At 65.4% G+C, this 22,651-nt stretch carries 18 protein-coding genes and 1 pseudogene; 7 read left to right on the top strand and 12 right to left on the bottom strand.

Features of this window, described 5'->3' with window-relative positions; translation table 11 throughout:
* Positions 1 to 13 precede the first annotated feature (13 nt).
* Together AC3RCJ_RS01585 and AC3RCJ_RS01580 are read right to left on the bottom strand one after the other, a co-directional pair.
* A complete protein-coding gene (locus AC3RCJ_RS01585) occupies positions 14 to 838 on the bottom strand; it encodes a hypothetical protein (protein ID WP_492962736.1) in 825 nt (274 codons plus the stop codon).
* A gap of 139 nt (positions 839 to 977) precedes the next feature.
* Positions 978 to 1,880 carry a LysR family transcriptional regulator gene (locus AC3RCJ_RS01580; RefSeq protein WP_492962738.1) on the bottom strand — a complete coding sequence of 301 codons (903 nt, stop codon included), beginning with the start codon at positions 1,878 to 1,880 and terminating at the stop codon, positions 978 to 980.
* Between the two features lie 127 nt (positions 1,881 to 2,007).
* Here AC3RCJ_RS01580 and AC3RCJ_RS01575 point away from each other — a divergent pair, with 127 nt between their 5' ends.
* From AC3RCJ_RS01575 to AC3RCJ_RS01565, 3 genes are all read left to right on the top strand, one after another.
* Positions 2,008 to 3,429: an MFS transporter gene (locus AC3RCJ_RS01575; protein ID WP_492962740.1), complete on the top strand. Its 1,422-nt coding sequence runs from the start codon at positions 2,008 to 2,010 to the stop codon at positions 3,427 to 3,429.
* The gene (locus tag AC3RCJ_RS01570) at positions 3,426 to 3,836 is read left to right on the top strand and encodes a hypothetical protein (protein ID WP_492962742.1); all 411 of its coding nucleotides are present in this window, start codon (positions 3,426 to 3,428) and stop codon (positions 3,834 to 3,836) included. Before AC3RCJ_RS01575 ends, AC3RCJ_RS01570 begins: the two co-directional genes overlap by 4 nt.
* A gap of 112 nt (positions 3,837 to 3,948) precedes the next feature.
* On the top strand, positions 3,949 to 4,293 hold the full coding sequence (locus tag AC3RCJ_RS01565; RefSeq protein WP_492962744.1) for a hypothetical protein: 345 nt from the start codon (positions 3,949 to 3,951) through the stop codon (positions 4,291 to 4,293).
* Between the two features lie 25 nt (positions 4,294 to 4,318).
* Here AC3RCJ_RS01565 and AC3RCJ_RS01560 read toward each other — a convergent pair whose 3' ends face one another.
* The 5 genes from AC3RCJ_RS01560 to AC3RCJ_RS01540 are packed head-to-tail and all read right to left on the bottom strand — an operon-like array spanning position 4,319 to position 11,079.
* Complete coding sequence (locus tag AC3RCJ_RS01560) at positions 4,319 to 4,894, bottom strand: DUF1349 domain-containing protein (RefSeq protein ID WP_492962746.1); 576 nt, start codon at positions 4,892 to 4,894, stop codon at positions 4,319 to 4,321.
* Positions 4,895 to 4,919: 25 nt separating this feature from the next.
* Positions 4,920 to 6,311 carry an efflux transporter outer membrane subunit gene (locus tag AC3RCJ_RS01555; RefSeq protein WP_492962748.1) on the bottom strand — a complete coding sequence of 464 codons (1,392 nt, stop codon included), beginning with the start codon at positions 6,309 to 6,311 and terminating at the stop codon, positions 4,920 to 4,922.
* The gene (locus tag AC3RCJ_RS01550; protein ID WP_492962750.1) at positions 6,308 to 9,424 is read right to left on the bottom strand and encodes a MexW/MexI family multidrug efflux RND transporter permease subunit; all 3,117 of its coding nucleotides are present in this window, start codon (positions 9,422 to 9,424) and stop codon (positions 6,308 to 6,310) included. Before AC3RCJ_RS01550 ends, AC3RCJ_RS01555 begins: the two co-directional genes overlap by 4 nt.
* Positions 9,425 to 9,439: 15 nt before the next feature.
* Complete coding sequence (locus tag AC3RCJ_RS01545; RefSeq protein WP_492962752.1) at positions 9,440 to 10,540, bottom strand: efflux RND transporter periplasmic adaptor subunit; 1,101 nt, start codon at positions 10,538 to 10,540, stop codon at positions 9,440 to 9,442.
* 56 nt (positions 10,541 to 10,596) lie between these two features.
* On the bottom strand, positions 10,597 to 11,079 hold the full coding sequence (locus tag AC3RCJ_RS01540; RefSeq protein WP_492962754.1) for a DUF2165 family protein: 483 nt from the start codon (positions 11,077 to 11,079) through the stop codon (positions 10,597 to 10,599).
* 125 nt (positions 11,080 to 11,204) lie between these two features.
* Here AC3RCJ_RS01540 and AC3RCJ_RS01535 point away from each other — a divergent pair, with 125 nt between their 5' ends.
* The gene (locus tag AC3RCJ_RS01535; protein WP_492962756.1) at positions 11,205 to 11,864 is read left to right on the top strand and encodes a helix-turn-helix transcriptional regulator; all 660 of its coding nucleotides are present in this window, start codon (positions 11,205 to 11,207) and stop codon (positions 11,862 to 11,864) included.
* Here AC3RCJ_RS01535 and AC3RCJ_RS01530 read toward each other — a convergent pair.
* On the bottom strand, positions 11,840 to 13,138 hold the full coding sequence (locus tag AC3RCJ_RS01530) for an MFS transporter (RefSeq protein WP_492962758.1): 1,299 nt from the start codon (positions 13,136 to 13,138) through the stop codon (positions 11,840 to 11,842). The genes AC3RCJ_RS01535 and AC3RCJ_RS01530 overlap by 25 nt on opposite strands.
* A gap of 112 nt (positions 13,139 to 13,250) precedes the next feature.
* Here AC3RCJ_RS01530 and AC3RCJ_RS01525 point away from each other — a divergent pair, with 112 nt between their 5' ends.
* Positions 13,251 to 14,150 carry a LysR substrate-binding domain-containing protein gene (locus AC3RCJ_RS01525; RefSeq protein ID WP_492962760.1) on the top strand — a complete coding sequence of 300 codons (900 nt, stop codon included), beginning with the start codon at positions 13,251 to 13,253 and terminating at the stop codon, positions 14,148 to 14,150.
* On the opposite strand, the pseudogene AC3RCJ_RS01520 reads toward AC3RCJ_RS01525, so the two are convergent.
* A pseudogene (locus AC3RCJ_RS01520) lies at positions 14,147 to 14,245 on the bottom strand (oxidoreductase); the annotation flags it as partial. The gene AC3RCJ_RS01525 and the pseudogene AC3RCJ_RS01520 sit on opposite strands and share 4 nt — an antisense overlap.
* A gap of 158 nt (positions 14,246 to 14,403) precedes the next feature.
* Between AC3RCJ_RS01520 and AC3RCJ_RS01515 the strand changes: the two are divergent.
* Entirely contained in the window at positions 14,404 to 17,172 is a 2,769-nt protein-coding gene (locus AC3RCJ_RS01515) for a hypothetical protein (protein ID WP_492962762.1), read from the top strand.
* Positions 17,173 to 17,281: 109 nt separating this feature from the next.
* Here the strand turns inward: AC3RCJ_RS01515 and AC3RCJ_RS01510 are convergent, their stop codons facing one another.
* From AC3RCJ_RS01510 to AC3RCJ_RS01500, 3 genes are read right to left on the bottom strand one after another with little or no spacing between them, the layout of a single operon-like run.
* A complete protein-coding gene (locus tag AC3RCJ_RS01510) occupies positions 17,282 to 18,511 on the bottom strand; it encodes an MFS transporter (RefSeq protein ID WP_492962764.1) in 1,230 nt (409 codons plus the stop codon).
* Positions 18,508 to 19,563 (bottom strand): class I SAM-dependent methyltransferase, encoded by a 1,056-nt coding sequence (locus tag AC3RCJ_RS01505; protein ID WP_492962766.1) that lies wholly within the window; start codon positions 19,561 to 19,563, stop codon positions 18,508 to 18,510. Before AC3RCJ_RS01505 ends, AC3RCJ_RS01510 begins: the two co-directional genes overlap by 4 nt.
* Before the next feature lie 29 nt (positions 19,564 to 19,592).
* Positions 19,593 to 21,593, bottom strand: a complete 2,001-nt coding sequence (locus AC3RCJ_RS01500) for a TonB-dependent receptor (protein WP_492962768.1) — start codon at positions 21,591 to 21,593, stop codon at positions 19,593 to 19,595.
* Positions 21,594 to 21,724: 131 nt separating this feature from the next.
* On the opposite strand from AC3RCJ_RS01500, the gene AC3RCJ_RS01495 reads away from it, so the two are divergent.
* Complete coding sequence (locus AC3RCJ_RS01495; protein WP_492962770.1) at positions 21,725 to 22,615, top strand: helix-turn-helix transcriptional regulator; 891 nt, start codon at positions 21,725 to 21,727, stop codon at positions 22,613 to 22,615.
* Positions 22,616 to 22,651 lie beyond the last annotated feature (36 nt).

Here is a 22,651-nt window from a genome sequence, read left to right as displayed (position 1 = left end):
CCAGCGCGCGGCGTCAGGACGTCACGCGCTCCCAGCCATGCCTGACGGCCGCCTTGAAGTCGTCCCACGCCGACTGCGGATACGTGTGCTCCCAGTTGCTGCGCAGCTCGGCCTCCACCTGCTCCCAGCTTTGCCCCCGGTAGCTGTCGCTGCCCGCCATCGAGTGGCCATAGCGGTAGGCGGGATCGTAGTCTTCGAAGCGCGCGCCGCCGGCCGCGTACACGCTGCTCCAGTGGGCCTGGTAGTACTGCTCGTCGTCGTCGCTGGTGCGCGGCAGGTTGTCGGCGCCGGGATAGTGGCGCACGCTGGCGCCGCCGCGCGGGCTTTCCTGCGGCAGGCTGCCCGCAAATTGCCGTGACGAGGCATCCTGCTGGTTCACATTGCCGACGGGCGTGCCCTGCTGCGATGGCGCGCCCGACTGCATGCTGGCGCCCTGGCGCATGTCGTCGCGCGCGTGCCCGCCGGCGCTGTGCCAGCCGCTGGCGCGCCAGTGGTCCGCATGCTCGTCGATGTTGATGGGGCTGTAGCGTTCGACGATGTCGGTGGCGCGCTGGATGTCGGCGTCGCTGGCCCCTTCCAGGGTCAGCACGACATGGCCGCGCCGCACGGCTTCCGCATACACGTGGCGGTCGTCGTGGCTGCCGAACAGGTCCGTAAAGAAATGCTTGATGCTGTCGAGCAGGCTGTCGTCGTCGCGACGCTCTTCCCGCATGTCTCCATCGCCATGTGCCTCGTGCAGGCGGATGTTGGCGCTGGTCAGGCCGGCCGTGATCAGTTCCTGCCGCGCGCGCTCGGCCGCGTCGCGTTGCGCAAATACTGCTGCCAAAGTGTGTGCCATGATGGTCTCCTATCGATGAACAAACTATCCGCAGTGTAGGCCGCGAAATGCGCAAGGGGCGCCCGTTTGCCCTTTGGAAATCGTTGTGTCCAACAACTGTTTACAGCGTGACATGGATGCCATGGCGCCACGTGGAACCTCAGTCCGGCGTACCGACGAAGGCGCGCAAAAAGTCGATAAAGGCGCGCACTTTTTCCGCAATGTGCTGGGTATGCGGATACACGGCATACACGCCCTGCGGCGGAAAGACGACATCGGGCAGCAGGTGGCGCAGCCGGCCCGCGCGCACTTCCGCTTCCACCAGCCACTGCGGCAGCAGGGCCACGCCGCAGCCGCCGAGGACAAAGCCCAGCAGGGCCGAGGCGGAGTCGGACTGGATGACGGCGTCGTCCTGGGCGGCAAAGTCCATGCCGCCGTCGGGCGTGCGCACGTCCCAGCGCAGCGGCGAGCTGAGCCTGCTGTGCGCCAGCCAGCGCGCGCGCTGCAAGTCGGGCAAGGTGGCGATGCCCTGGCCGGGCAGGCTCGCCAGGTAGGCGGGCGAGGCGACGGGCCAGATCGCGTACGGTTCGATCAGCGCGGCGCGGTAGCTCGAATCGTTGAGCGAACCCATGCGGATGGCCAGGTCGTAGCGGCCCGAAATCAGGTCTTCATGCGAGGACGAGGACGAATGCTGGATCTGCAGCTGCGGGTGGGCGGCGGCGAAGGCGATCAGCGCGGGAATCACCGTGCGGCTGCCGTACTCGACGGTGGTGGTCAGGCGCAGGGTGCCGCGCAAGCCCCCGTGGCCCTGGCGCGCCGTCTCGATGGCGCCGTGCGCTTCGCTCAGCACGCGCTGGCAATCTTCGTAGAAGCGCCGCCCCACGTCGGTCAGCGCCAGGCTGCGCGTGCTGCGCGTGAGCAGCGACACGCCCAGCTCCGCTTCCAGCTGTTTCAAATTAAAACTGACGACGGCCTTGCTCTGGCCCAGCACGGCGGCGGCGGCCGTCAGCGAGCCGGCGTCGACGATGGCGATGAAAATACCCAGGCGGTCGAGACTGATCATAAATAAGAATGCGTAAACATGCGGCTTCCAGAGGTTTGTCAAAATTTCTTTGACAGTGTAATCGGGGCTGGCCCGTTACGCAAATGGCCTGCGGCGCTTAAGCTGGCCGTTTGCCATTCGGAGCACCATGGACTACCGCAAAAAGGTCGCAGCCATCTATCTGCTGGGGTTTTTCGTCGACCTGATCAACATGTTCATCACCAGCGTGGCCTATCCCGACATCGGCCACGCGTTTGGCGCCTCGGTGGCGCAGCTGGCCTGGATCAGCACCGGCTATATCCTCGGCCTGACCATCGTCATCCCCGCCAGCGCCTGGCTTGCTGCCTATTATGGCAGCAAAACCGTGTTCATGGCTTCATTGCTAACTTTTTTGTTCGCCAGCATCGGCGCCGGCCTGGCGCCATCGATCGAGGCGCTGATCGCCTGGCGCTGCGTGCAGGGCCTGGGCGGCGGCCTGCTCATTCCGCTGGGGCAGAGCATGACCTACCAGCTGTACCAGCCTGCCGAGCGCCCCGGCCTGTCGTCCGTCATCATGCTGGTCGGCCTGCTGGCGCCCGCCCTTTCGCCCGCCCTGGGCGGCGTGATCGTCGACAGCCTGTCGTGGCGCGCGATCTTTTACCTGAACGTGCCGTTCGCCGCGCTGGCGCTGCTGCTGGCCGCCTGCTGGCTGCACCCCGACCCGCCGCGCGCGGCCGTGCCGCGTCTCGACGTGGGCGGCCTGCTGGCGGGCAGCACGGCGATCTTGCTGCTGCTGCTGGGCCTGACCATGCTGGGCACGCCGGGCGACGTGGCCGCTGGCGCGGCCGTGCTGGCGCTGGGCGCCGCCTGCGCCTGGGGCTATGTGCGCGGCGCGCTGCGCAAATCGACGCCGCTGCTCAACCTGCGCCTGGCCGCCGAACCGCTGCTGCGCATTGCCATGCTCATGTACCTGCTGGTGCCGGGCGTCTTCATGGGCGTGAGCCTGCTGGCCATGCTGTACCTGCAGGGCGTGCTGGGCATGTCGGCGTCGGCGGCGGGCGCGCTGATGCTGCCGTGGGCGCTGGCCTCGTTTGCGGCCATTGCGCTGACCGGCAAAAGCTATCGCCGCGTGGGGCCGCAGCCCCTGTTCATCGCCGGTGCCTTGCTGCAGGCGGCGGGCATGCTGATGCTGCTGCGGGTGGACTCGGCGGCCCAGTTATTCTGGCTGGCCGGCGCATATGCCGTGATGGGTTTTGGCGGCGGCTTGTGCAGCAGCACGGCGCAAAGCACGGCCTTCTTGCGCACGCCGGACGGGCAATTGAGCCAGGCCAGCGCCGTGTGGAACATCAACCGTCAGCTCGGCTTTTGCCTGGGCGTGGCACTGCTCGGCGTGCTGCTCAACGGCATGCTGGCGGCGCAGGGCATCGCCACCCTGGACGACCCTGCCCTGCAGGCGCGCGCGGCGCGGGTTTTTCACTGGTGTTTCGCGCTGGCCGCCGCTTCGTGCGCATTGCCTGTGGCGCTGTGCCTGCGCATCGACAATCGCGCCGTTCTCGACCTTTTACATCACCATGGAGCAAGCAAAAAATGAATTCTACAAATCTTTATTTTGACGACGTTTTATCCACGCATGTGCTGATCCGCGAGTGGCTTTCCGGCGTCGCCACGGCACCGGAACACTGCGCCGGTTTGCTCGCGCGTTTCTCGCCTGATTTCACGATGGTGGCGCCCGGCGGCAGGCAGCTCGATGGCGCCGGCTTGACAACGTTTTTCCGCGCCGCCGGCGGCAGCCGTCCCGGCCTGCAGATGCGCCTTTCCGACCTCGTTTTAATCCAGGAAAGCGCGGCTGGCGCCACCGTCTCCTACCGCGAATTCCAGTCCATGCCCGGCGTAGAAAACACGGAGCGGCTGTCGACCGTCGTGTATGAAAAAACGCCTGCCGGTGCCCTGCTGTGGCGCCATCTGCACGAGACGTGGGCGGCGCCGGCGACTGCGTAAAGCAGCGCCGCGCGCGGCATTTTCCTACAGGAAGACTAGGCGCGCGCTGGCTGCGCAGTAGGAATTATCGGCTCAAGATGGGATTTTATCGACTATTGGCAGGAGAAGCGCGATGAACGATATCCCCTTGAAGCCCGCGGACCAGACCCACAATCGCCGCATGGACAAGACCGATGCCGCCAAGGCGGACGGCGACGCCTATGCCAACCAGGGCGGCGGCAAGCCCGCCAGCGGCAATGTCGCCAGCGGCCACTGGGCGAACAATGTGATCACGCCACGGCGTGAGCCCGGCGCCGTGGAGCAGGAAAACATGCCCACGCTGGGCCAGCCGGCACACCGCGACCACGTCAAGGGCGTGGCCCAGCAGCCGCACAGCGAAGCGGGCAAGCTGGCCGATGACAGGCCGGGGCGCAACGAGTCGAAAGACGTGCACCGCTCGCTCAACCAGCATGAATAAACAGCGGTGATGGTATGCTGGAAAATCAGCTCAAATCATGCAACGCTTTTTGCAGCGCGGGACCGGTGGAAAACTGCGAAAACACCACTTCCAGCCCACCGCGTTCCGGCGTGCAGCACATGGGGCCGACGCGGTAGTGGCTGGCCTCGGGAAACGGCGCCAGGCGCAGCAGCGGCCAGCGTGATCCATCGGTCGAATACTGCACCCGGATCACGCCCTTTTCCACCGTCACGCGCAGCCAGAAACCGTCCGGCATGGCGGGCGCGAGGCTGACGGCCCAATCCGATTTGTCCAAGGTCAATACCGTGCTCAACAGCAGCTGGTCGTCGGAAAATTCGACGCCGCATTTGATCCAGTGTTGCGCATCGATGCGCACCATCATGCCGGCCTGGTCGTAGAGCGCGCAATACTGCGCCGCCACGTGCAGCTGCGCCGTAAAATCGCCGGTGACTTCCGTGCCGAAAAAGTGGCCGCTGTCGCGGATAAAACCATATTGAGTCTTGCGCCAGAAATCCGTTTTTTCATCGGTCGTCACGCGCAGTTGCGCCGCGTCGCGGGTGAAATTTTCCGGTGGATTCAGCCAGCTGCCTTGCGTGAACATCGCGTGCCTTTACGAGCTTAAAAGATCACATAGTGTGCCCCCATCCCAGCGCCTTGTACAGGGCGATCGCATCGATGTAGGACGCCGTTTCCGCCTGCAGCGCTTCGCGCCGGATATCGAACAAGGCGCGCTGGTTTTCCAGCACCGCCTGGTAGCTGCCGGCACCGCCCTGGTAGCGCGTGCTGGCGATGCCCAGCGCCGCGTTGCCGTGGCGCGCCGATGCCAGCAGGGAAGCTAGTCGCGCCTGGTTTTCCGCCAGCTGCGTGACGGCGTTTTCCACGTCTTCCTGCGCCAATAACATCGTTTGTTCATAGCGCGCCAGCGCGCCCTGCGCCTCGGCCCGCGTGCCGCGCAAGCGCGCCTTGACGCTGCCCAGGCGGAAGGCCGGATAGCTGACGGAGGGCGCCACTTCGAAGGCGCGCGCGCCGCCATCGAACACGCCGCTGCCGCGCAGCGCGAAGAAGCCGAGGAAGCCGCCCAGGCTCAGGCGCGGATACAGGTCGGCCGTGGCCGCCCCCACGTCTTCGCTGGAGGCGGCCAGCAGGCGCTCGGCGCGCACCACGTCGGGCCGCTGCTTGATCAGGCGGTTCACGTCGCCGAGCGGCAACTGGCCGGCCAGCGGCGCTTCCTGCCGCGGCGCCGTGGCCAGGGCGATGGCGCCCGGCGCTTGTCCGCTCAGCACATCGAGCCGGTACTGCGCCTGGCGTAACCCCGCCTGCAAGGGCGGCAAGGCCGCCTCGCTGCGCGCCAGGTTGGCCAGCGCATTGTGGCGCTCTTCCGGCAAGCCGCTGCCGGCGCGGATGCGCGCGTCGGTCAATGCCACCGTATCGCGCCAGCTTTGTATCTGCGCCTGCGTCAGCGCCAGGTTTTGCTGGTAGCCCAGCGCCTCGTAGTAATTGCGCGCCACCTCGGCGGCGATCGTCAGCTGCACCTGCCGCAAGTCCGCCTGCGCCGCGTCGGCGCGCGCCTGCGCCGAGCGGGAAATGTGCGCGAGGCGGCCGAACAGGTCGATCTCCCATTGCGCATCGAAACCCACGCGCGTATTCGCCGTGGCGGCGCGGCTGTCGGGCGTGTCTTGCCGCACCGTGCGCTGCCAGCCCGCCTGGCCCGTGACGGTGGGCAGTTCATCGAGACGGCGCTCGTCGAAGACGGCGCGCGCGGCCAGCAGATTCGCTTGCGCCTGGGCGATATCGAGGTTGTGTTCGAGCGCGCTGGCGATCAGCTGCGACAGGCGCGCATCGTCGAAAAACGTCCACCAGGCGGCGTCCCTGGTGGCCGCTTGAGCTGGCGCAAACTGCGCCTGCTGCGGGCTGGCCAACTGGACGTCGGGCGTGCCCGGCGTGACATAGGCGGGGCTGACGGCGCAAGCGGCCAGCAGCAACGGTAAACAGGAGAAAACGTAGCGGGGAGCGCTCATGATGGGTCCTTCAGGATCTCGTTGTGCGCCAGCGCCTGCGACAGGTCGCGCGCGCGCGGCGTGGCATGGTCGGCCGTGTGGCGGCGGGCCAGAAAGGTGTACACGGTGGGCAGCACGAACAGCGTGAAGAAGGTGCCGATCAACATGCCCGAGACGATCACCACGCCCAGGCCGAAACGGCTGTTGGCGCCCGCGCCGGACGCGAACAGCAGCGGCACCAGGCCCACCACCATGGCGGCCGTCGTCATCAAGATCGGGCGCAGGCGGATCTGCGCCGCCTTGCGGATGGCCGTGATGCGGTCGAGCTGTTCATGCACCTGCAATTCGTTGGCAAATTCCACCATCAGGATGCCGTGCTTGCTGATCAAGCCGATCAGGGTCACCAGGCCGATCTGCGTGTAGATGTTCACGGTGGCGTAGCCGAGCGCCAGCGGTATCAGCGCGCCGCAGATCGACAGCGGCACCGTGATCAGGATGATCAAGGGGTCCATCAGGCTTTCGTACTGCGCCGCCAGCACCAGGTAGATCACGACGACGGCCGCCAGGAAGGCCAGCAGCAGGGCATTGCCTTCCGTGGCGAACTGGCGCGCGTCCGACTGCCAGTCGTAGCTGAAGCCGGGCGGCAGGGTCTTGGCCACGCCGTCGAGGAAGGCGACGGCGTCGCCCAGGGTCACGCCGGGCGCGGGCACGCCCTGGAAGGTGGCCGCATTCTGCTGGTTGAACTGCGCCAGCATGTTCGGTTCGATCTGTTCCGTCACCGAGACCACGGCCGACAGCGGCAGCAGGCTGCCATCGTCGGCGCGCACGTACTGTTGCGTCAGCGCCTGCGCCGTGAGCCGCTGTTCGCGCGGGCTTTGCGCGATGACGTCGTAGGCGCGGCCATCCATGCCGAAGCGGTTCAGGTAATTCTCGCCCACCAGCACGGCCAGCGATTCGCCGATGTCCTGCATGCGGATGCCCAGGCTGTTGGCCTTCGAGCGGTCCACGCGCACTTTGACGACGGGGTTGTTGTAATCGAGGTCGCTGTCGACGACGGCAAACAGGCCGCTATCGCGCGCGCGCTGCTTGACGTCTTCCATGGTGCGGAACAGCGTGGCGTAGTCCTGCGCGCTGCGCAGCACCATCTGCACGGGCAGGCCGCCGCTCGATCCCGGCAGGGGCGCCAGCTGGAAGGCGAAGATGCTGGTGCCCTCCACGTCGCCCGCGGCGTGCTGGAGTTCGGCCTGGATGACGGCCGCGTTGCGCGCGCGCTCGGCCCATGGCCTGAGGACGATGCCGCCGATGCTGGACGCGGGGCCTTCGCCGCCGTTGATGATCCAGCGCGAATCCGTTTCAGGGATATTTTTGTAGATATCATCGAGCTTGTATGAAAAACGTTCGACGTAATCGAGGTTGGCATGCTGCGGCGCCTTGATCGCCGTCAAGACGCTGGCCTGGTCTTCCGCCGGCGCCAGCTCGCGCTGCGGCAGCAGGTACAGGAAGGGCAGGCTGATCATCACCAGCAGGGCGAAGCCGGCGCTGATCCAGCGGTGGTGCAGCGAGCGGTCCAGCAGGCGCGCATAGCGGTCCGTGAGGCCGCCAAAGAAATGCTCGGCGGCGCGCGCCATGCGCCCTTCCGTCTGCTTCGATTGCAGCAGGAAGGAACTCATCACGGGCGACAAGGTCAGCGCCACCACGCCCGACACCACCACGGCGCCGGCCAGGGTCAGCGCGAATTCCTTGAACAGCGCGCCTGTCAGTCCGCCCATCATGCCGATCGGCGCATACACGGCCGCCAGGGTGATGGTCATGGCGACCACGGGGCCGGCCACTTCGCGCGCGCCGACCAGCGCGGCGGCCACCGGCGTCTTGCCTTCCTCGATATGCCGGTGCACGTTTTCCACCACCACGATGGCGTCGTCGACCACCAGGCCCACGGCCAGCACCATCGCCAGCAAAGTGAGCAGATTGATGCTGAAGCCGAAGGCCAGCATCAGCGCCGCCGCGCCCAGCATCGACAGCGGTATCGTCACCACGGGAATGAGCACCGAGCGCAGGGAACCCATGCACAAATAGATGACGATGACGACGATCAAGAGCGCTTCGAGCAGGGTGTGCGCCACCTCGTCGATGGAGGCCTGGATGAAGCGCGCCGTCTCGAATGCCAGTTCGACCTTCACGCCGGGCGGCAGGGTTTTCTGGATTTCGGGCAGCAGTTTTTTGATGCCGTCGACGATCACCAGCGGGTTGCCGCCCGGCGTGGGCAGCAGGCCCAGGTACACGGCCGGCACGCCATCCATGATGCCGCTCGTCTCCGTGGCGGCGGCGCCCAGTTCCACCGTGCCCACGTCCTTCAAGCGCACGAGGGCAGCGCTGTCCTTTGCCTCGCCGCCCTTGCGCACGACCATGTCGCGGAACTCCGCCACGCTGGTCAGATCCGTGTTCACGCTGATGTTGGAGACGACGAACTGCCCCTTCACCTTGCCCGGCGCCGCCTGGTAGTTATTGCGCCGCACGGCGTCGGCCACGTCGGCGGCCGTCAGGCCCCGCGCGGCCAGTTTGGCCGGGTCTATCCACAAGCGCATGGCCAGCTGCTGGCCGCCATAGACTTCCACCTTGGCCACGCCTTCGATGGTGGTAAACATCGGCTGCACCACGCGCGCCAGGTAGTCGGTCAGGGCCGGCGCCGACACGCTGTCGCTGGAAAAGCCGACGTAGGCGACGGCCGTGGACTCGCCGGCCGAGCGTTCGATGACGGGATCGAATGCGCCTTCCGGCAATTTATAGCGCACCTGGTTGACCTTGGCCATGACTTCCGTCAATGCCTGCGTGGAATCGCGGTTCAGCTCCATGCGCACGGTGACCTTGCTGCTGCCCTGTACCGAGGACGAGGTCAGGTAATCGATGCCTTCCACGGACGACACGGCCTGCGCGATCGGCTGCGTGATGAAGCCCTGCATCAGTTCCGCCGACGCGCCCGGATAGGCGGTGGCGATGGTGATGGTGGACGATTCGAGCATCGGGTATTGGCGTATCGGCAGCTGCTTGATGGCGATCACGCCCAGCATCAAGATCAGGGTGCTGATCACCAGCGCCAGCACGGGGCGGCGCACAAATAAGTCGGTAAATTTCATGGTGACGGCCTTCCCTCAAGAACCGGCCTTGGGCGCGGCGCGCTTGGCCTCGTCCAGGGTGTTGGCCACGGCTTGCACGGCCATGCCGTCGGCCAGCTTCAGCTGGCCCGAGGCGACCACGCGCTGCCCTTCGCGCAGGCCGCTGGTGATTTCCACCCGGCCCCCTGCCCGCTCGCCCAATTTGACGCCCACGCGCTTGACGGTGAGCGGCTGTTTTCCTTCCTGCTGCGCGACGAACACCGTGTCGCCATACGCGCTGTAGGTCACCGCCGTTTCCGGCACCGTCAACTGCCGGCCCGCTTCGCGCGCCACGCGCACATTCGCGTACATGCCGGCTTTTAAGGCGCCGCGCGGATTGCCCAGCGCCGCCTGCACCTGCACCATGCGCGAGCGGGCGATCAGCGGATCGATGGCATTGATCTTCGCCGTAAAGACGTCGCCCGGATAGGCGTCCACCAGCACTTGCACGGCCTGCCCCGGCGCCAGCTTCGCGCTGCTCTGTTCATCGAGCGCGAAGTTCACCAGCAGCGACTTCGTATCGATCAGGCTGGCGACGGCATCGGCCGCGTTCAGGTATTGGCCCGCGTGCACCTTGCGGATGCCCAGCTGGCCCGCGAACGGTGCGCGGATGGTCTTTTGCGCGATCAGCGCTTCCGTCTGGCGCACTTCGCCCAGTGCCGCGTCGCGCGCGGCCAGGGCGCTATCCAATTGCTCCTGCGTGGCGGCCTTTTCCCTGACCATCTGCGCGGTGCGCGCATGGCTGCTTTCCGCATTCTTCAGCTGTGCGCGCAGGCGCAGCAGGGCCGCCTGTTCCGGCGCATCATTGAGCTTGACCAGCACGGCGCCGGCAGCCACGCTTTGTCCCGATTCGAACAGGATGTGCGTGACCCGGCCGCCCGTTTCAGCGGCCACCTGCACCTGGCGCGCCGCTTCCAGTTCGCCCACGCCGGTAAAAAAACGTTCCTGCGTGCCCAGCACCACGGGCACCAGCGCCACCTTGGTGGCCGGGTAGGCGGCGGCATCGGCCGCATGCGAATCTGCCCGGGGATACAGGGCGGCGCCCGCGATGGCGAGCGTGATGGCCAGCGCGGAAGCGCCGACGATTTTCGTATTCATGATGAAGTCCTTTACAGCAGTAAAAGGGAGAAAAGAAGAGGCGCAGCGGAGGCTGGTCAGGTCCGCTGCGCGTTGAAGAGTACAAACAGGGCGATGGTCCACAGCAGCAGCACCAGGTGCGTCGTCTGCAAGCCTTCCTGCGCGATCCAGTAGCCAAACCACAGGCCGCCCAGGTGCATCAGCAGCAAGAAGGCGGCCATGGCGCACAGGGCCAGGTTCAGCCAGGGCAAGGCGGCGGCCAGGCCGTCGCCGAGCAACAGCGCCACGCCGGTCCAGGCGGCGATGGCCGCCAGCAACTGCAGCGCCAGCACCACGCCCAGCGCCAGCCGGTGCAAGGTCAATGAGGTGAGGGCGCGGCGCAGCAGCGGCGTCTGGATGGTCGGGTCCTGGCGCAGCGGGTCCATGCGCATGGTGTTGCCGATGGCCCAGACGGAACCGTGGAAGGCGTGCAGGTTGTTGATGGCGGCCAGGCTTAGCCAGGTGGCCAGGCCGGTGGCGAGGATGACGTGAAACAGCCAGATGGAGTGAGACAGTTGCATGGGAAAATCCTGTCAAAAGAGTACCTTGCCGGCATGCAGGCGTGGAAATTCCTCGACAGCGGGGAGCTACCGGCCTATTATGCAAGCAATTAGTTGGTTAACTGGCCCCATGATAGTTGAGCGAAATGAATTACACAAGTAAACGTTTGGATAATAGCGAGGCGCCGCAAACGACGGAGCGCATCCTGTATTTCATCAAGACCAAGGGACCCGTCTCCACGGCCACCCTGGCCAAGACCCTGGACATGACGGGCGAGGCGGCGCGCCAGCAGGTGCAAAAGCTGGTGGCGGCGGGCCTGATCGAGGGCCGCCAGCAGGCGCAGGCGGGCGCCGGACGGCCGCGCCAGAACTGGGTCTTGACGGAGGCGGGCAATGCGCGCTTTCCCGACACGCATGCGCAGCTGACGATCAAGCTGATCGGCTCGGTGCGCCAGCTGTTCGGCGAGGCGGGGCTGGATAAACTGATCACGCAGCGCGAAGAGGAAAGCCGCAGCGCGTATGCGCTCGCGTGCTCGGCGCCGGACTTGCCCACGCGGCTGCGGCAATTGGCCAGCGTGCGCGATGAAGAGGGTTATATGGCGCGCGTGGAAGCGGATGGCGACGACTGGCTGCTGATCGAAGACCACTGCCCCATCTGCGCCGCCGCGCGCACCTGCCAGGGCTTTTGCCGCTCCGAACTGCAGCTGTTCCAGGAAGTGGTGGGACCGAACGCCAGCATCGTGCGCGAACAGCACGTGCTGGCCAATGCGATGCGCTGCGTCTATCGGATCAGCGTGCTGCCCTGAGCCTTGGGAAACAGGGGCCAGGTCAGCAGCGCCACCAGTCCCGCCAGCCACCATACGACGGGCCAGCTGCTGGCCGCCAGCAGGTGCGGGATGGCCATCGGCGTGAGGAACAGGCCCACGTAGACGGCCGTGTTCGCCATGCCCAGGGCCGTGCCCGCGCTGGCGCCGCCCGCTTCCGTGGCCAGCTCCGTGTAGGCCACGCCATGCCAGGCGGACACGGCGATGCCGGCAAGTACCACGGCGGCCATCAACAGCCAGCCTGGCGCCTCCAGCCAGGCGATGCATCCCAGCAAGACGAACGCGGCCAGCGCCACCAGGGCCGAGCCGCGCAGGTAAGCGGGCCGGTTCGCGTGGCGGTCCGTGTGGCGTCCGCTCCAGATGCGCATCACCATGGCGCCCGCCTGCAGGGCCACCATCACGGTCGTGATGGCGGCCAGGCCCAGGTGGCCATGGTCGTGCAGGAAGACGGTGGCATAGCTGAGCACGGCAAACTGCGGCACGCACAGCAAGCCGATGGCGGCCACCATGCGCCAGACTTTGCGGTTTTTGAGCGGACCTTGCGCTGGCGGCGGCGGCTTGCCCCCGGACAGGCTTGTGGACGCATTCTGCGGCCCCGTGGCGGCCTCGGCAGAGAAATCGGGCTCATGCATCCAGCGCCACGTAAAAAACGCCGACAGACCGCATACGAGGGCCAGGGCGCCAAACACGGGCATGAAGCCATAGCGCGATGCCAGGCTGGGCAGGATGAGGGCGCCGAGGCCGCCGCCGAGCGGCACGGCCGTCTGGCGGATGCTCATGGCGAAACCGCGTTCGCCCGGGCCGAACCAGCGCATCACGGCGCGGCCGCTGGCGCCGTTGACGCTGCCGCCCAGCACGCCCACCAGCGCCAAGCCCGCCGCCAGTGCCCATAAGGGCGGCACCGCGCCGCCGTGCGGCGTGATCCACAACAGCAGGGCCAGCAGCGCCAGCATGGTGCCCAGCAAGCCCGTCAGCAGCACGGGCCGGTCGCCCCAGCGGTCGGTGGCCATGCCCCACGGCAGTTCGGTGAGGGCCACGCCCAGGCCCATGGCGCCCAGCGCCACCCCCAGTTCCGTATTGCTCAGGTGATAGCCGCTGCGCAGCCAGATGGCCGTGGTGGGCATGCCGTTGGCGGCGGCGGAAAAGCTGGCATTGGCCGCCACGCCGACGGCCAGCACTTTCCAGCGGTGGGCGGTGCCCAGCACGGGCGCGGCGACGGGGACAGGAACAGGAATGGCTTGGCAACTGGTGTTCATGGCAGGGAGAGGAAAGTGGTTGACCCTGACAGTGTTGCGCAGTACGATCGTTTTGAATATCAGATAATTTATGCCACACCATCTCATAAAACCGAACGATTGCATTTGCCCCATGAGCCTGCTTAATTTCGACATCGCCTTCCTGCGCAGCTATGTGGCTGGCATCGAGCTGGGCAGCTTTGCGCGCGCGGCGGACAAGGTAGGCCGCTCGACGTCGGCCGTCAGCGCGCAGCTGAAAAAACTCGAGGAGCAGGCGGGCCTGCCCCTGTTCCGCAAGGATGGCCGGGGGCTGGCGCTGACGCCGGCCGGCGAGGTCTTGCTCGGCTATGCGCGCCGCTTGCTGGAACTCAACGATGAGGCGGCCGTCGCCCTGCGCGGCGTGGAGCTGGACGGCTGGATCAAGCTCGGCTTGCAGGAGGATTTCGGCGAAGCCTTGCTGCCCGAGGTGCTGGGGCGCTTTGCCCGCGCGCATCCGAAAGTGCGCATCGAGGCGCACGTGGCGCGCAACACGGAACTGATGGACCGGCTCGCCATGGGCCAGCTGGACCTGGCCCTGCTGTGGGGTGGCGCCTGCATCGCCGACGTGGCCGAGTATCCGCCGCAGCAGCGCCAGCGCATCGCCGAGCCGGGCATGCGCTGGATCGCCTCGTCCAGCCTGGCATGGCAAGCGGAGCCGGGCGAACCTTTGCCCCTGATTATGTTCGACCGCGAATGCCTGTTCCAGCGCTGCGCCACGCAGGCGCTGGACCGGGCGGGCATCGCCTGGCGCATCGCGTTTACCAGTCCCAGCCTGGCCGGCCTGTGGGCCGCCGCCGCCGCAGGGCTGGGCGTGACGGTGCGCACGGGCCTGGGCTTGCCGCCTTCCGTGCGTGCGCTCGACCCTGTGGCGGCGGGCTTGCCGGCCCTGCCCCCGCTGTCGCTGGAATTGCTGCACGCATCAACCGTGCCCAGGCCGCCCGTCGAGCGCCTGGCCGGCCTGATCATCGAGTCGCTGCAACAGGATGCCGCTTAAGACGCCAGCGCCGCGGGGCGCAGCACGATTTCATTGACATCCACGTCGGCCGGCTGCCCGATCGCATAGGCGATGGAGCGATGGAGCGATGGGGCGGCGGCGGTTGGCGTCAGTATCGGACCTGCCTTACTGTTGGCATTGGAAATATCGCCATTGAAAAGTGCAATAAATGCAATTAATTATGATAATATTTTTTGATGTGCTATCCATCCGGCTGCGCTAAACCAGTTAGTTGTCATGCAGGTATTTCCCTATGTATCGACCATCCCGACGGCATTTTCTGTTCAAAACAGGAATAGGTGTAGCAACGCTGACGATGGGGGCCGTGTCGCCGGGCAGATTCTTTTCGCCTGCCCACGCCGCCAATCCGTCGGGCAGGTCCGTTGGCGCCAATACTGCGGTGACCAATGTATTCCGGCTTGGCGGCGGTGCGCAGGTGCTGCAGTCGATCGCGGGTGCAGCGGCAACGCTGACTTTGCAGATGCCGAACAATGGCGCAAGCGCGGGCGTTGTTGACGTGAGCAATGGTGATGGATTGAGCAATACCGATGTCTATATTTCGCTACTGCAGCAAACCTTGCGACTATCGGCGATGGGGTCCACGGTCACGCTGCCTGCGGTGGATTTGTCGGGTTCCGCCTGGACTTTGGGTATCTTGGTCAGAATACAGGATGGAGCGCCTGGTCCGAAGCCGTTGCGTCTTCTGACGGTGGCGAATGCGGCGGGACCACCTCTATGGTTGGGCTATGAAGGGCCGTCGTTCGCGAATCCCGGTTGTATTCGCCTTCTCATGCCCAAGTTTGTCGGACAGTCTTCCGAAGTGATTGCCGCACGTCAGGGGGCGAACTCCGAGTATTCCGCATTTGCCAAAACGGGACGCTGGGTCTGGATCTTTTTACGCAGGAATGCTATCGCTGGCACGGAGCAAATACTTGCCGTTAATAATGGACAGGAAATTAGCGCGCAGGTTCATGCGGGCTCGCTATCCATCTTGTGGGCGCCGTTGGTCGCCATGCCGCCAGATAATCGCCTGGCGACGGTGTATGGCATGAGTGGCCCTGCCATGGCGAGCGGGACGTACGCTGCCATTGGCGGCGACGTCATCGTTGGTCCTGATGCTGCCGGTTCTGGCGGATTCGATATCGCGAAAATGTTTTTCACAAACAATGCAATGGATCCTCGACAACTGGGCATTATGGCTGCAGGTCAGTATTTCAGCAGCGCTGGCGTTAGTGTTGATGGCGCGAAAGACGTGTATTTCAATTTGAACACGAACGTGGCAGCACATTTGCATGACATCGTACGCAAAACGCGTGCCCTGGCGGCAAACTTTGCAGAAGGCCATTCTTTGGCGGGCCTGACTCCGCCAGCCGAGTTAAGCTGGATGAACTGTTATGTGGGACAGACAGGCACTGCATCCATATGTTTTTCTTATGACAGTGAACGTGCTGTCGTGGTAGTGGCGCAGCAACCGGATGGCCCGGTGGAAACGATTCGAAATATACCGGCGCCTGCAGCCATTTCTGCCCGCCGTGAACTCAGCAAAGACGATTTTGGTATCCATTACATTCGCTGGCCCTACGATCCCTCGGTGAATCCCGCCAAGCCCGGTTTTTTTTATTCCAATAATCCTTCCCGCTGGCATACGGAATACGATGGACGTATAGGCTGGGTCCGTGCCTTTGATCCGAATATCCACGGCCGCATATTCGAGGGAATTTTTACGTCGGCAGGCCTCACCGCAAATATTGGGAGTCGCCCCAACAGCCAATATGGGAAAAAGACTGGCCAGAAATTTTACACAGGCATGCTCAGGCCGGACGGCTCCTATGATTTTTCCAAATTACAGCTTTTGCTAGGCAGTGCCCGTGCCAAGGGTGTGCGCGTACTGCTGAACTTGAGTTTGAACAGCATGACGTATGTGGAGGCGAAAGATGGGCAAGCCGGAATGTTCGTAGAGCAAGGCTTGTCCACTGGCGAGTTTTTATCGGCGAATTCCACTGCTTATTACGTGCGTATTAAAAATTTCCTTGGCGCCTTGCTCGATGTCGCCAGCGTGTATGGCGATACCTTGGGTGCGCTGGAAGTAGCGAATGAAGCTGGGCCGGACTATTTTGCGGCAACTAATATTCCGATTAGTTATTTTGATTCGCAAGATTATTTTGCGAGCAATGCCAGCACCTACAGTACCGGTTTTATAAATAATCTGGCGGTATTGTGTCGCTTCGCCAAGGATCTGGTCGCCGAGAAGGGCTTGGCGATCCTGGTATGCAGTCCGCCGTTTCAGGGAGGGGAAGCGTCTCTTGCCGCAGCTTTCTTGAATGCCAGTGCCCAGCATCCGGTCACTGTGGGGAACCGGGGGGATGGTGCCGGCAAGACCGGCAAAGATTACATCGATGTCCTGGCCCACCACAATTATGGGTCGTTTTCCCGGCGCGGTGGGCCGGGTGCTCCACCTGACAGCAAGACGGTGGACAAGGCTTTGCTGGATAAGGCCGGTTACGGCAACCCGGCAGCCGATGCTGCTTACCCGAACAACACTATCATCGGCGACCTGACCTTGACCGGCAATCGCGTGAAGTGGGCTGTCGCCAGGGTTGGATGGACCGGCCCCGTATGGAATACCGAGTTCAATATGACAGGTAGCACCGATAAAAATACATGGGGGCCAGCCAATATGACTGCGGTCGGCACCGAACGCTGTTACCGGCAAATGCTGCTGGCGTCAATCGCCGCTGGCTACGACAAATGCTTTATTTATGCGGCTGATCATGCTTCCCTGGGCAGCTATGCGCATGTGGGCCAGATTCCTGCCGGGGAGTATGCCGACGCGTGGTTCAAGGACTTGCAGCAAGCTGCCCCCAATAGCGCTGTGATTGCTGCCGTAATCGACGAATTCATTGGTGGCGAGACCTGTGTTTTTGGATTGACAGGCATCAATGCCCATCCTTTTTACTGTGTTGGAACGGGCCGCTTGAAGATTGCATCACCGGAAACTGACGGTTTTTTTGTCGAACAGTGATGCGATGATCCGGCGCCGCGGGACGCCGGCATTTGCCGGCCCCAGCGCGGGCGGCAGGCGCGCCGTTGGCGCCGCGTCTGCGACGCCGTGGCGATACGCCGGGGCAGGGTCAACTGGCCGCTTGCCGGGCGATCAGCGCGCGGCTGTCGAATGCCAGCATGGTCACGCCCGCCATCGCCACGGCCAGCGCCAGCAGCATGCCGCCATAGCCGATCTGGTCGAGGAGGGCGCCGGCCGCCAGCGGCACCAGCAGGCGGCCCGCCGCGAACAGGCTCGCCTGCAGGCCGTAATCGGCGGCGCTATGGCCGGGCCGTGCGAAATACATCATCAGGCCGAATGCCAGGCTGGCCGCCGCACCCATGGCCAGCGCCACCAGCAGGGCGGCGGCGATGAAGCCGGCCGGCGGCGCCTGCAGCAGCACGGCCAGCACCAGGGCCAGCAGCGCCAGCAGGCTCAATAGCGTCACGGCGGGCAAGGCCGTGGCGACGCCGATGCACTGCGTTATGCGCACGGCCAGCAGGCTGGCCAGCGCCGCCACGCCGCCGCCGCCGACACCGGCGATCAGCGCCACTTGCTGGGCTGCAAAACCATGGTCGAGCAGCAGCGGCTTCAGGTAAAACCAGGCACTGCCGATAAAGGGAAAGCACAGCAGCAGCAAGGCATTCCAGCGCGATGCGGCTGGCTGTGCGAAATAGCCGCGCCAGTCTGCTCCCGGGGACGCTGTGGCGTCGCTGGCATGGGGCGTGCCTGCCGTTTTCCCCAGCAGGACCAGGCCCGCCGCGCCGACGGCAATCGCGGCTGCCATCAGCCAGAATGGCGCGCGCCAGCCCCAGCGCGTCTGTAGCAACAGCATGACGCCGCCGCCCACGATGGCGCCCAGCGACATGGCTGCGGAACGGATGCCCCCCGCGCGCAGGCGCTGTGCTTCGGGCAGCACGCGGATGGCCAGCGCATTGACGGGTATGTCGGCCCAGGTGGTCAGCAAGGCGACGGCGCACGCCAGCGCGAACAGTTCGCCGCGGCTGTGCAGCAGTTCGCGCCATCCCATGAGCAGCATCACCGCCGCCAGCAACAGGCATAGCGCAATCGCCCAGGGCCGGTAGCGCTGCGTGCCGGCATCGGCCGGGCCGCGCAGGCATTCGACAGGCAAGGCCAGCGCGAACTTGAACAGTGCCGGCAAGCCTGCCAGCTGGAACAGGCCGATATCGAGACCGGACCAGCCATGTTGGCGCATGATTAACGGCAAGCCCAGCCACAGATAGATGCCGGGCGCCGTCAGGGACAGGTTGAGCCAGCCGAACAGCGCATGCAGCAGCGTGACGCGCAGGGCCGGCTTCACAGTCCATCCTTGCGGGCGATCAACACTTGCACGGGCGCCATGGGGAAGTCGCTGGCCTGGTATTGCTCGATGCGGATAAAGCCGGCGTCGCGCAAGTGCCGTGCCAGTTCCCCTTGCCGGGTGACGGCGCGTCCCAGCATACGCATGGGCAAATAGTAGGGCAGCACCCTGGCCGCATCGTCCGGCGTCGGGGCGATTTCCGCCTGCACGCACACCAGCACGCCGCCCGGTTGCAGGGCCGCATGCATCTTGCGCAGGGCCGCCGGCATGTCGGGAACGAAATGCAGCACGGATGAGCACCACAGCATGTCGTAGCCGCTGCCGATAGCGTCGCTTTCCAGGTCGCCGCCGATGGTATCGAGGCGCTCCGACAGGCCCGCATGGGCGATATTGGCGGCGGCCACGGCCACCGTTTCCGGCCAGTCGAAGACGCAGCCGCGCAAGCCCGCATGCGCTTGTGCCAGCGCAATGGCCACCCAGCCGGGACCGCCGCCCAGGTCCAGCAGGCGCAGCGCCGTATCGCGTCTCGCAAACGGCGCGATGCGCTCCATCACGGACAGCGCGGCGCGCATGGTGACGGCGCGCTGTTCCTGGCCGATCTGCTGCTGCGCGGCGGTGGCCCAGTTGACGCCATTGGCGATATTGCCGGGGGAAGGCGAGGCCTTGCCGCCCTCGCGCACGAGCGTGCCCAGCTGCGTGGCGAAATGGCGCAGCGCGTGCAGCCGGTACAGCCAGGCATCGCCGCAAAAGGCCACGGAGGCACGGCAAAAATACTGCAAGCTCGTCGCCGTGCAGCGGTAGCTCGATTCGCTGTCGCCCGTGCCTGTGGCGCCGTCGCGTTCGAGCACCTGCATGCTCCAGAGTAATTCCAGCAGCAGGGCCGTATGCGGCGCATGCAGCGACAAGGCGTCGGCCAGCTGCGTGGGCGTGTGCGGCGTGGCCAGCACCTCGAAAATGTCCAGTTCCAGGGCGGCGGCCAGCGCGTCCGCCTGGACCGGCGCGACAGCCAGGTCCCAGTAGGGTTGCAGTGCATGGGGGGTGTTGAATGCCATACGATGTCCTTTCGAATAATGACAGTAAATTAGCGTGACCAGCGCAGGCGCAGGCCCGCTTCGCGCGGCGGGCTGACGACGGTGACGATGCCGTTCTGGTAGCCCACCGCGTCGTAGCGGCGATCCGCCAGGTTGTTGACATAGGCGCTCACATCCCAGGCACCCGTGCGGTAGCCGGCATGGAGGTTGAGCAAGCCATAGCCCTTGCGCCGGTAGCGGTTGGCCGCATCGAGGAAGATGGCGCCGGTGCCGCTGAGCGCAGCCTGTCCATGCCAGCCGCTACCCGTGTCGTGGCGCAAGGCGAGCTGGCCGCTGCGGTCGGGCGCGAACGGGTTGTGCTTGCCGTCATAGTCGTTGGCGCCATCGCGGAAGCGCCCGAAGCGTGTGCGGTTGAGCGCCAGCGCCGCCTGCAGCTGCCAGCCGCCGCCGAGCAGGTAATCGAGCTCCGCTTCCGCACCCGTGGAGCGGGCGCTGGCCGCGTTCGTCAGGTAGACCAGGCCGGGACTGGGCATTTGCTGCACCTGCATGTCATTTACCTGCATGCGGTAGACGGCCGCCGCGTAGCGCAGGCGCTTGCCGGCGAGCCGGCCTTTCGCGCCCAGTTCCAGCGCGCGCACGGTTTCCGGCGAGAACGCCGTGTAGCGCGACGAGGGCGCGAAGACGTTGTAGCCGCCCGCGCGAAAGCCTTCGCTGGCGCTGGCATACAGCAGCAGCGCCGGTGCCGCCTGATATTGCACGGCCAGCTTGGGTGTCAGCCGGCTCCAGGCGCTGTCCTGGCGCGCGCCCGCAGGCGTGCTGTAGCGCACCTTGTCGCGCTCGTAGCGCGCGCCGCCGTTGATGCTCCAGGCGCCGCCCAGGGGCATGGTCCAGTCCGTGAATAGCGCCGTCGAATTGCCCCCCAGCTTGGCTGCGCTGCGGCTCAGGGCCATCGGCAGTTTTTGTTCGTTCAGCAAGTCATGGTCGTCGCGGTCGCCATACAGGCCCGCCAGCCATTGCGCCGTACCCAGCCGCCCCTCCAGGCGCACTTCCTGCGAGGTGGTGCGGAAATGGTGGTCGCGCGCGATGTGCAGCAGGTCGGCGGGGCGGAAATCCGTATCTTGCCGCGCCTTGTCGAACACGTCGCTGCGTGCCGTGATGGCGCGCAGCTTGATGCCGTGCGCCAGTTGCCGCGCCACGTCGAGCGAGACGCTGCTGCCCCGCATATGGTTCCAGCTGGGCGTGCCCGATTGCACGGTGGCGCGCGCGGCCGTGGGAGCGGCCCAGAGCGCGCCGCCATCGTCGTAGGAAAAATGCCGGTAGCGCACGATGGCGTCCGTCAGCGCATCGGGCGTCCAGCGCAGGGCCAGCTTGAGATTTTCGCTGTCGCGCCCGTCCTCCTTGCGGCCCGTATGGCCATTTGCGATAAAACCGTCCTGGCGGCGTTTTTCTCCGCTGATGCTGGCATACAGGCGGTCGGCGACCAGGGCGCGGCTCAGATCGGCGCGCAGCGCGCGTTTGTTGCGGCTGCCGGCCTCCACTTCCACGCTGCTGCGCGGGGCGTTGCCGGGTATGTTCGAATAAATATTGATCACCCCCGCTTCCGCATTGCGCCCGTACAAGGTGCCCTGCGGGCCGCGCAGCACTTCCACCCTGTCCACCCCCAGCAGGTTGTCGTCGAAACCCTGCGCCATCAGCACGGGCACGCCATCGTTGAGCAGCAAGGTGGCGCTGGAAAAGGCAAAGAAATTCGCCGTCATGCCGCGCATCACGGGCGACAGCACGCCAGCCTGGCCGAAGGGCTGGAAGGATAGCCCGGGCGTCAGTCTGCCCACGTCTTCCAGCCCGCGCGCGCCAGCCGCTTGCAGGTGCTCATCGTCGAGCACCGTCACGCTCGCTGCTACGCGGTCGAGCAATTGCAGCTGCTTGCTGGCGCTGACGGTTACCAGGGGTATGGCATTGTCCTCGGCCTGCACGGCAGCGTGCAGCGAAAGCAACAGGACCGGCACGACATGGCGCGGCCGCCAGGGACGGGGGGAAAGAAAAGGCATCATGCTGGCAAGGCTCCTGCAAAAGTGGGCATGAGGCTTATTTTATGCAACAATGCGAATAATTATCATTTGCATTTGTATGCGAGGCGGCGTTTTTCGTATGCAGGACGGTGCGCGGGAAAACAGGAGGAGCCATGGCGGAACAGGACAGGGAAGCGGCGGGCTGGACGCGGCGTCAGCTGGACCAGGCGATGGGCGAGTGTCGCGCCGACCAGCGCCAGGTCGACCAGGGCGTGCGGCTCGTGCATTCCGATTACCGCCCGCGGCTCGCGCTCGTCGAGCAATCGCAGCATGACGACGCGGGCGGCCTGGTGATCACCATCGGCCTGGAAGGCGCATCCGGCTACACCACGCGCGATGGCGGACAATTGCGTTTCCGGAGCGGCCATACGACGGTGACGGCGTTTCACCACGTCAGCGGCGAGCGTCGTTTTGAGGCGAACCAACGGGCGGCGCAGTTGCGCGTGCTGGTCGATGAAGACGCGCTGGCGCGCTACTGGCCGGAGGGCTTGATGTCCTTGCTGCCCCATGGCGGCGCGCGCCAGCTGGCGCATGCGGCCACCACGGCGGCCAGCGCCCTGCACGCCCGCTCGCTGCTGCGCGCGACGGACCCGCTGGCCGTGCATATCGGCGTGCTCAGCCTGCTGGCGGAACAGTTGCGGGGATTGCGGCCGCCGCCGGTTGCCGTGCGGCGCTGGAGCGAGGCCGATATCCTCAAACTCGAGCGCGTCCACGCGCTGATGCAGGAACAGATGGCGCAGGAGCTCACGCTCGATTACCTGTGTGCGCAAGCGGGCCTGAGCCTGTTCAAGCTCAAGCAGGGATGGCGCTACCGCTATGGCGACAGCCCCCAGCGCACCTTGCTGGCGCTGCGCATGCAGCGGGCAAAGTTATTGCTGGAAAATGGTTGCCAGGTGGCGCAGGCGGGCTGGCAAACGGGCTACCGCCACCCGGCCAATTTCAGTGCCGCGTTCAGCCGCTATTTCGGCTACGCGCCGAAGAGCGTGGGGCGCGCGGGCAGGTAAACCGCCGGTGTAGAATCGGCGGGCAGCAATCAATCA

The organism is Janthinobacterium sp. GW822-FHT07H11 (assembly GCF_058798615.1).
The sequence above is the reverse complement of the archived record's forward strand: the minus strand, read 5'-3'. Positions and strand labels throughout refer to the sequence as shown.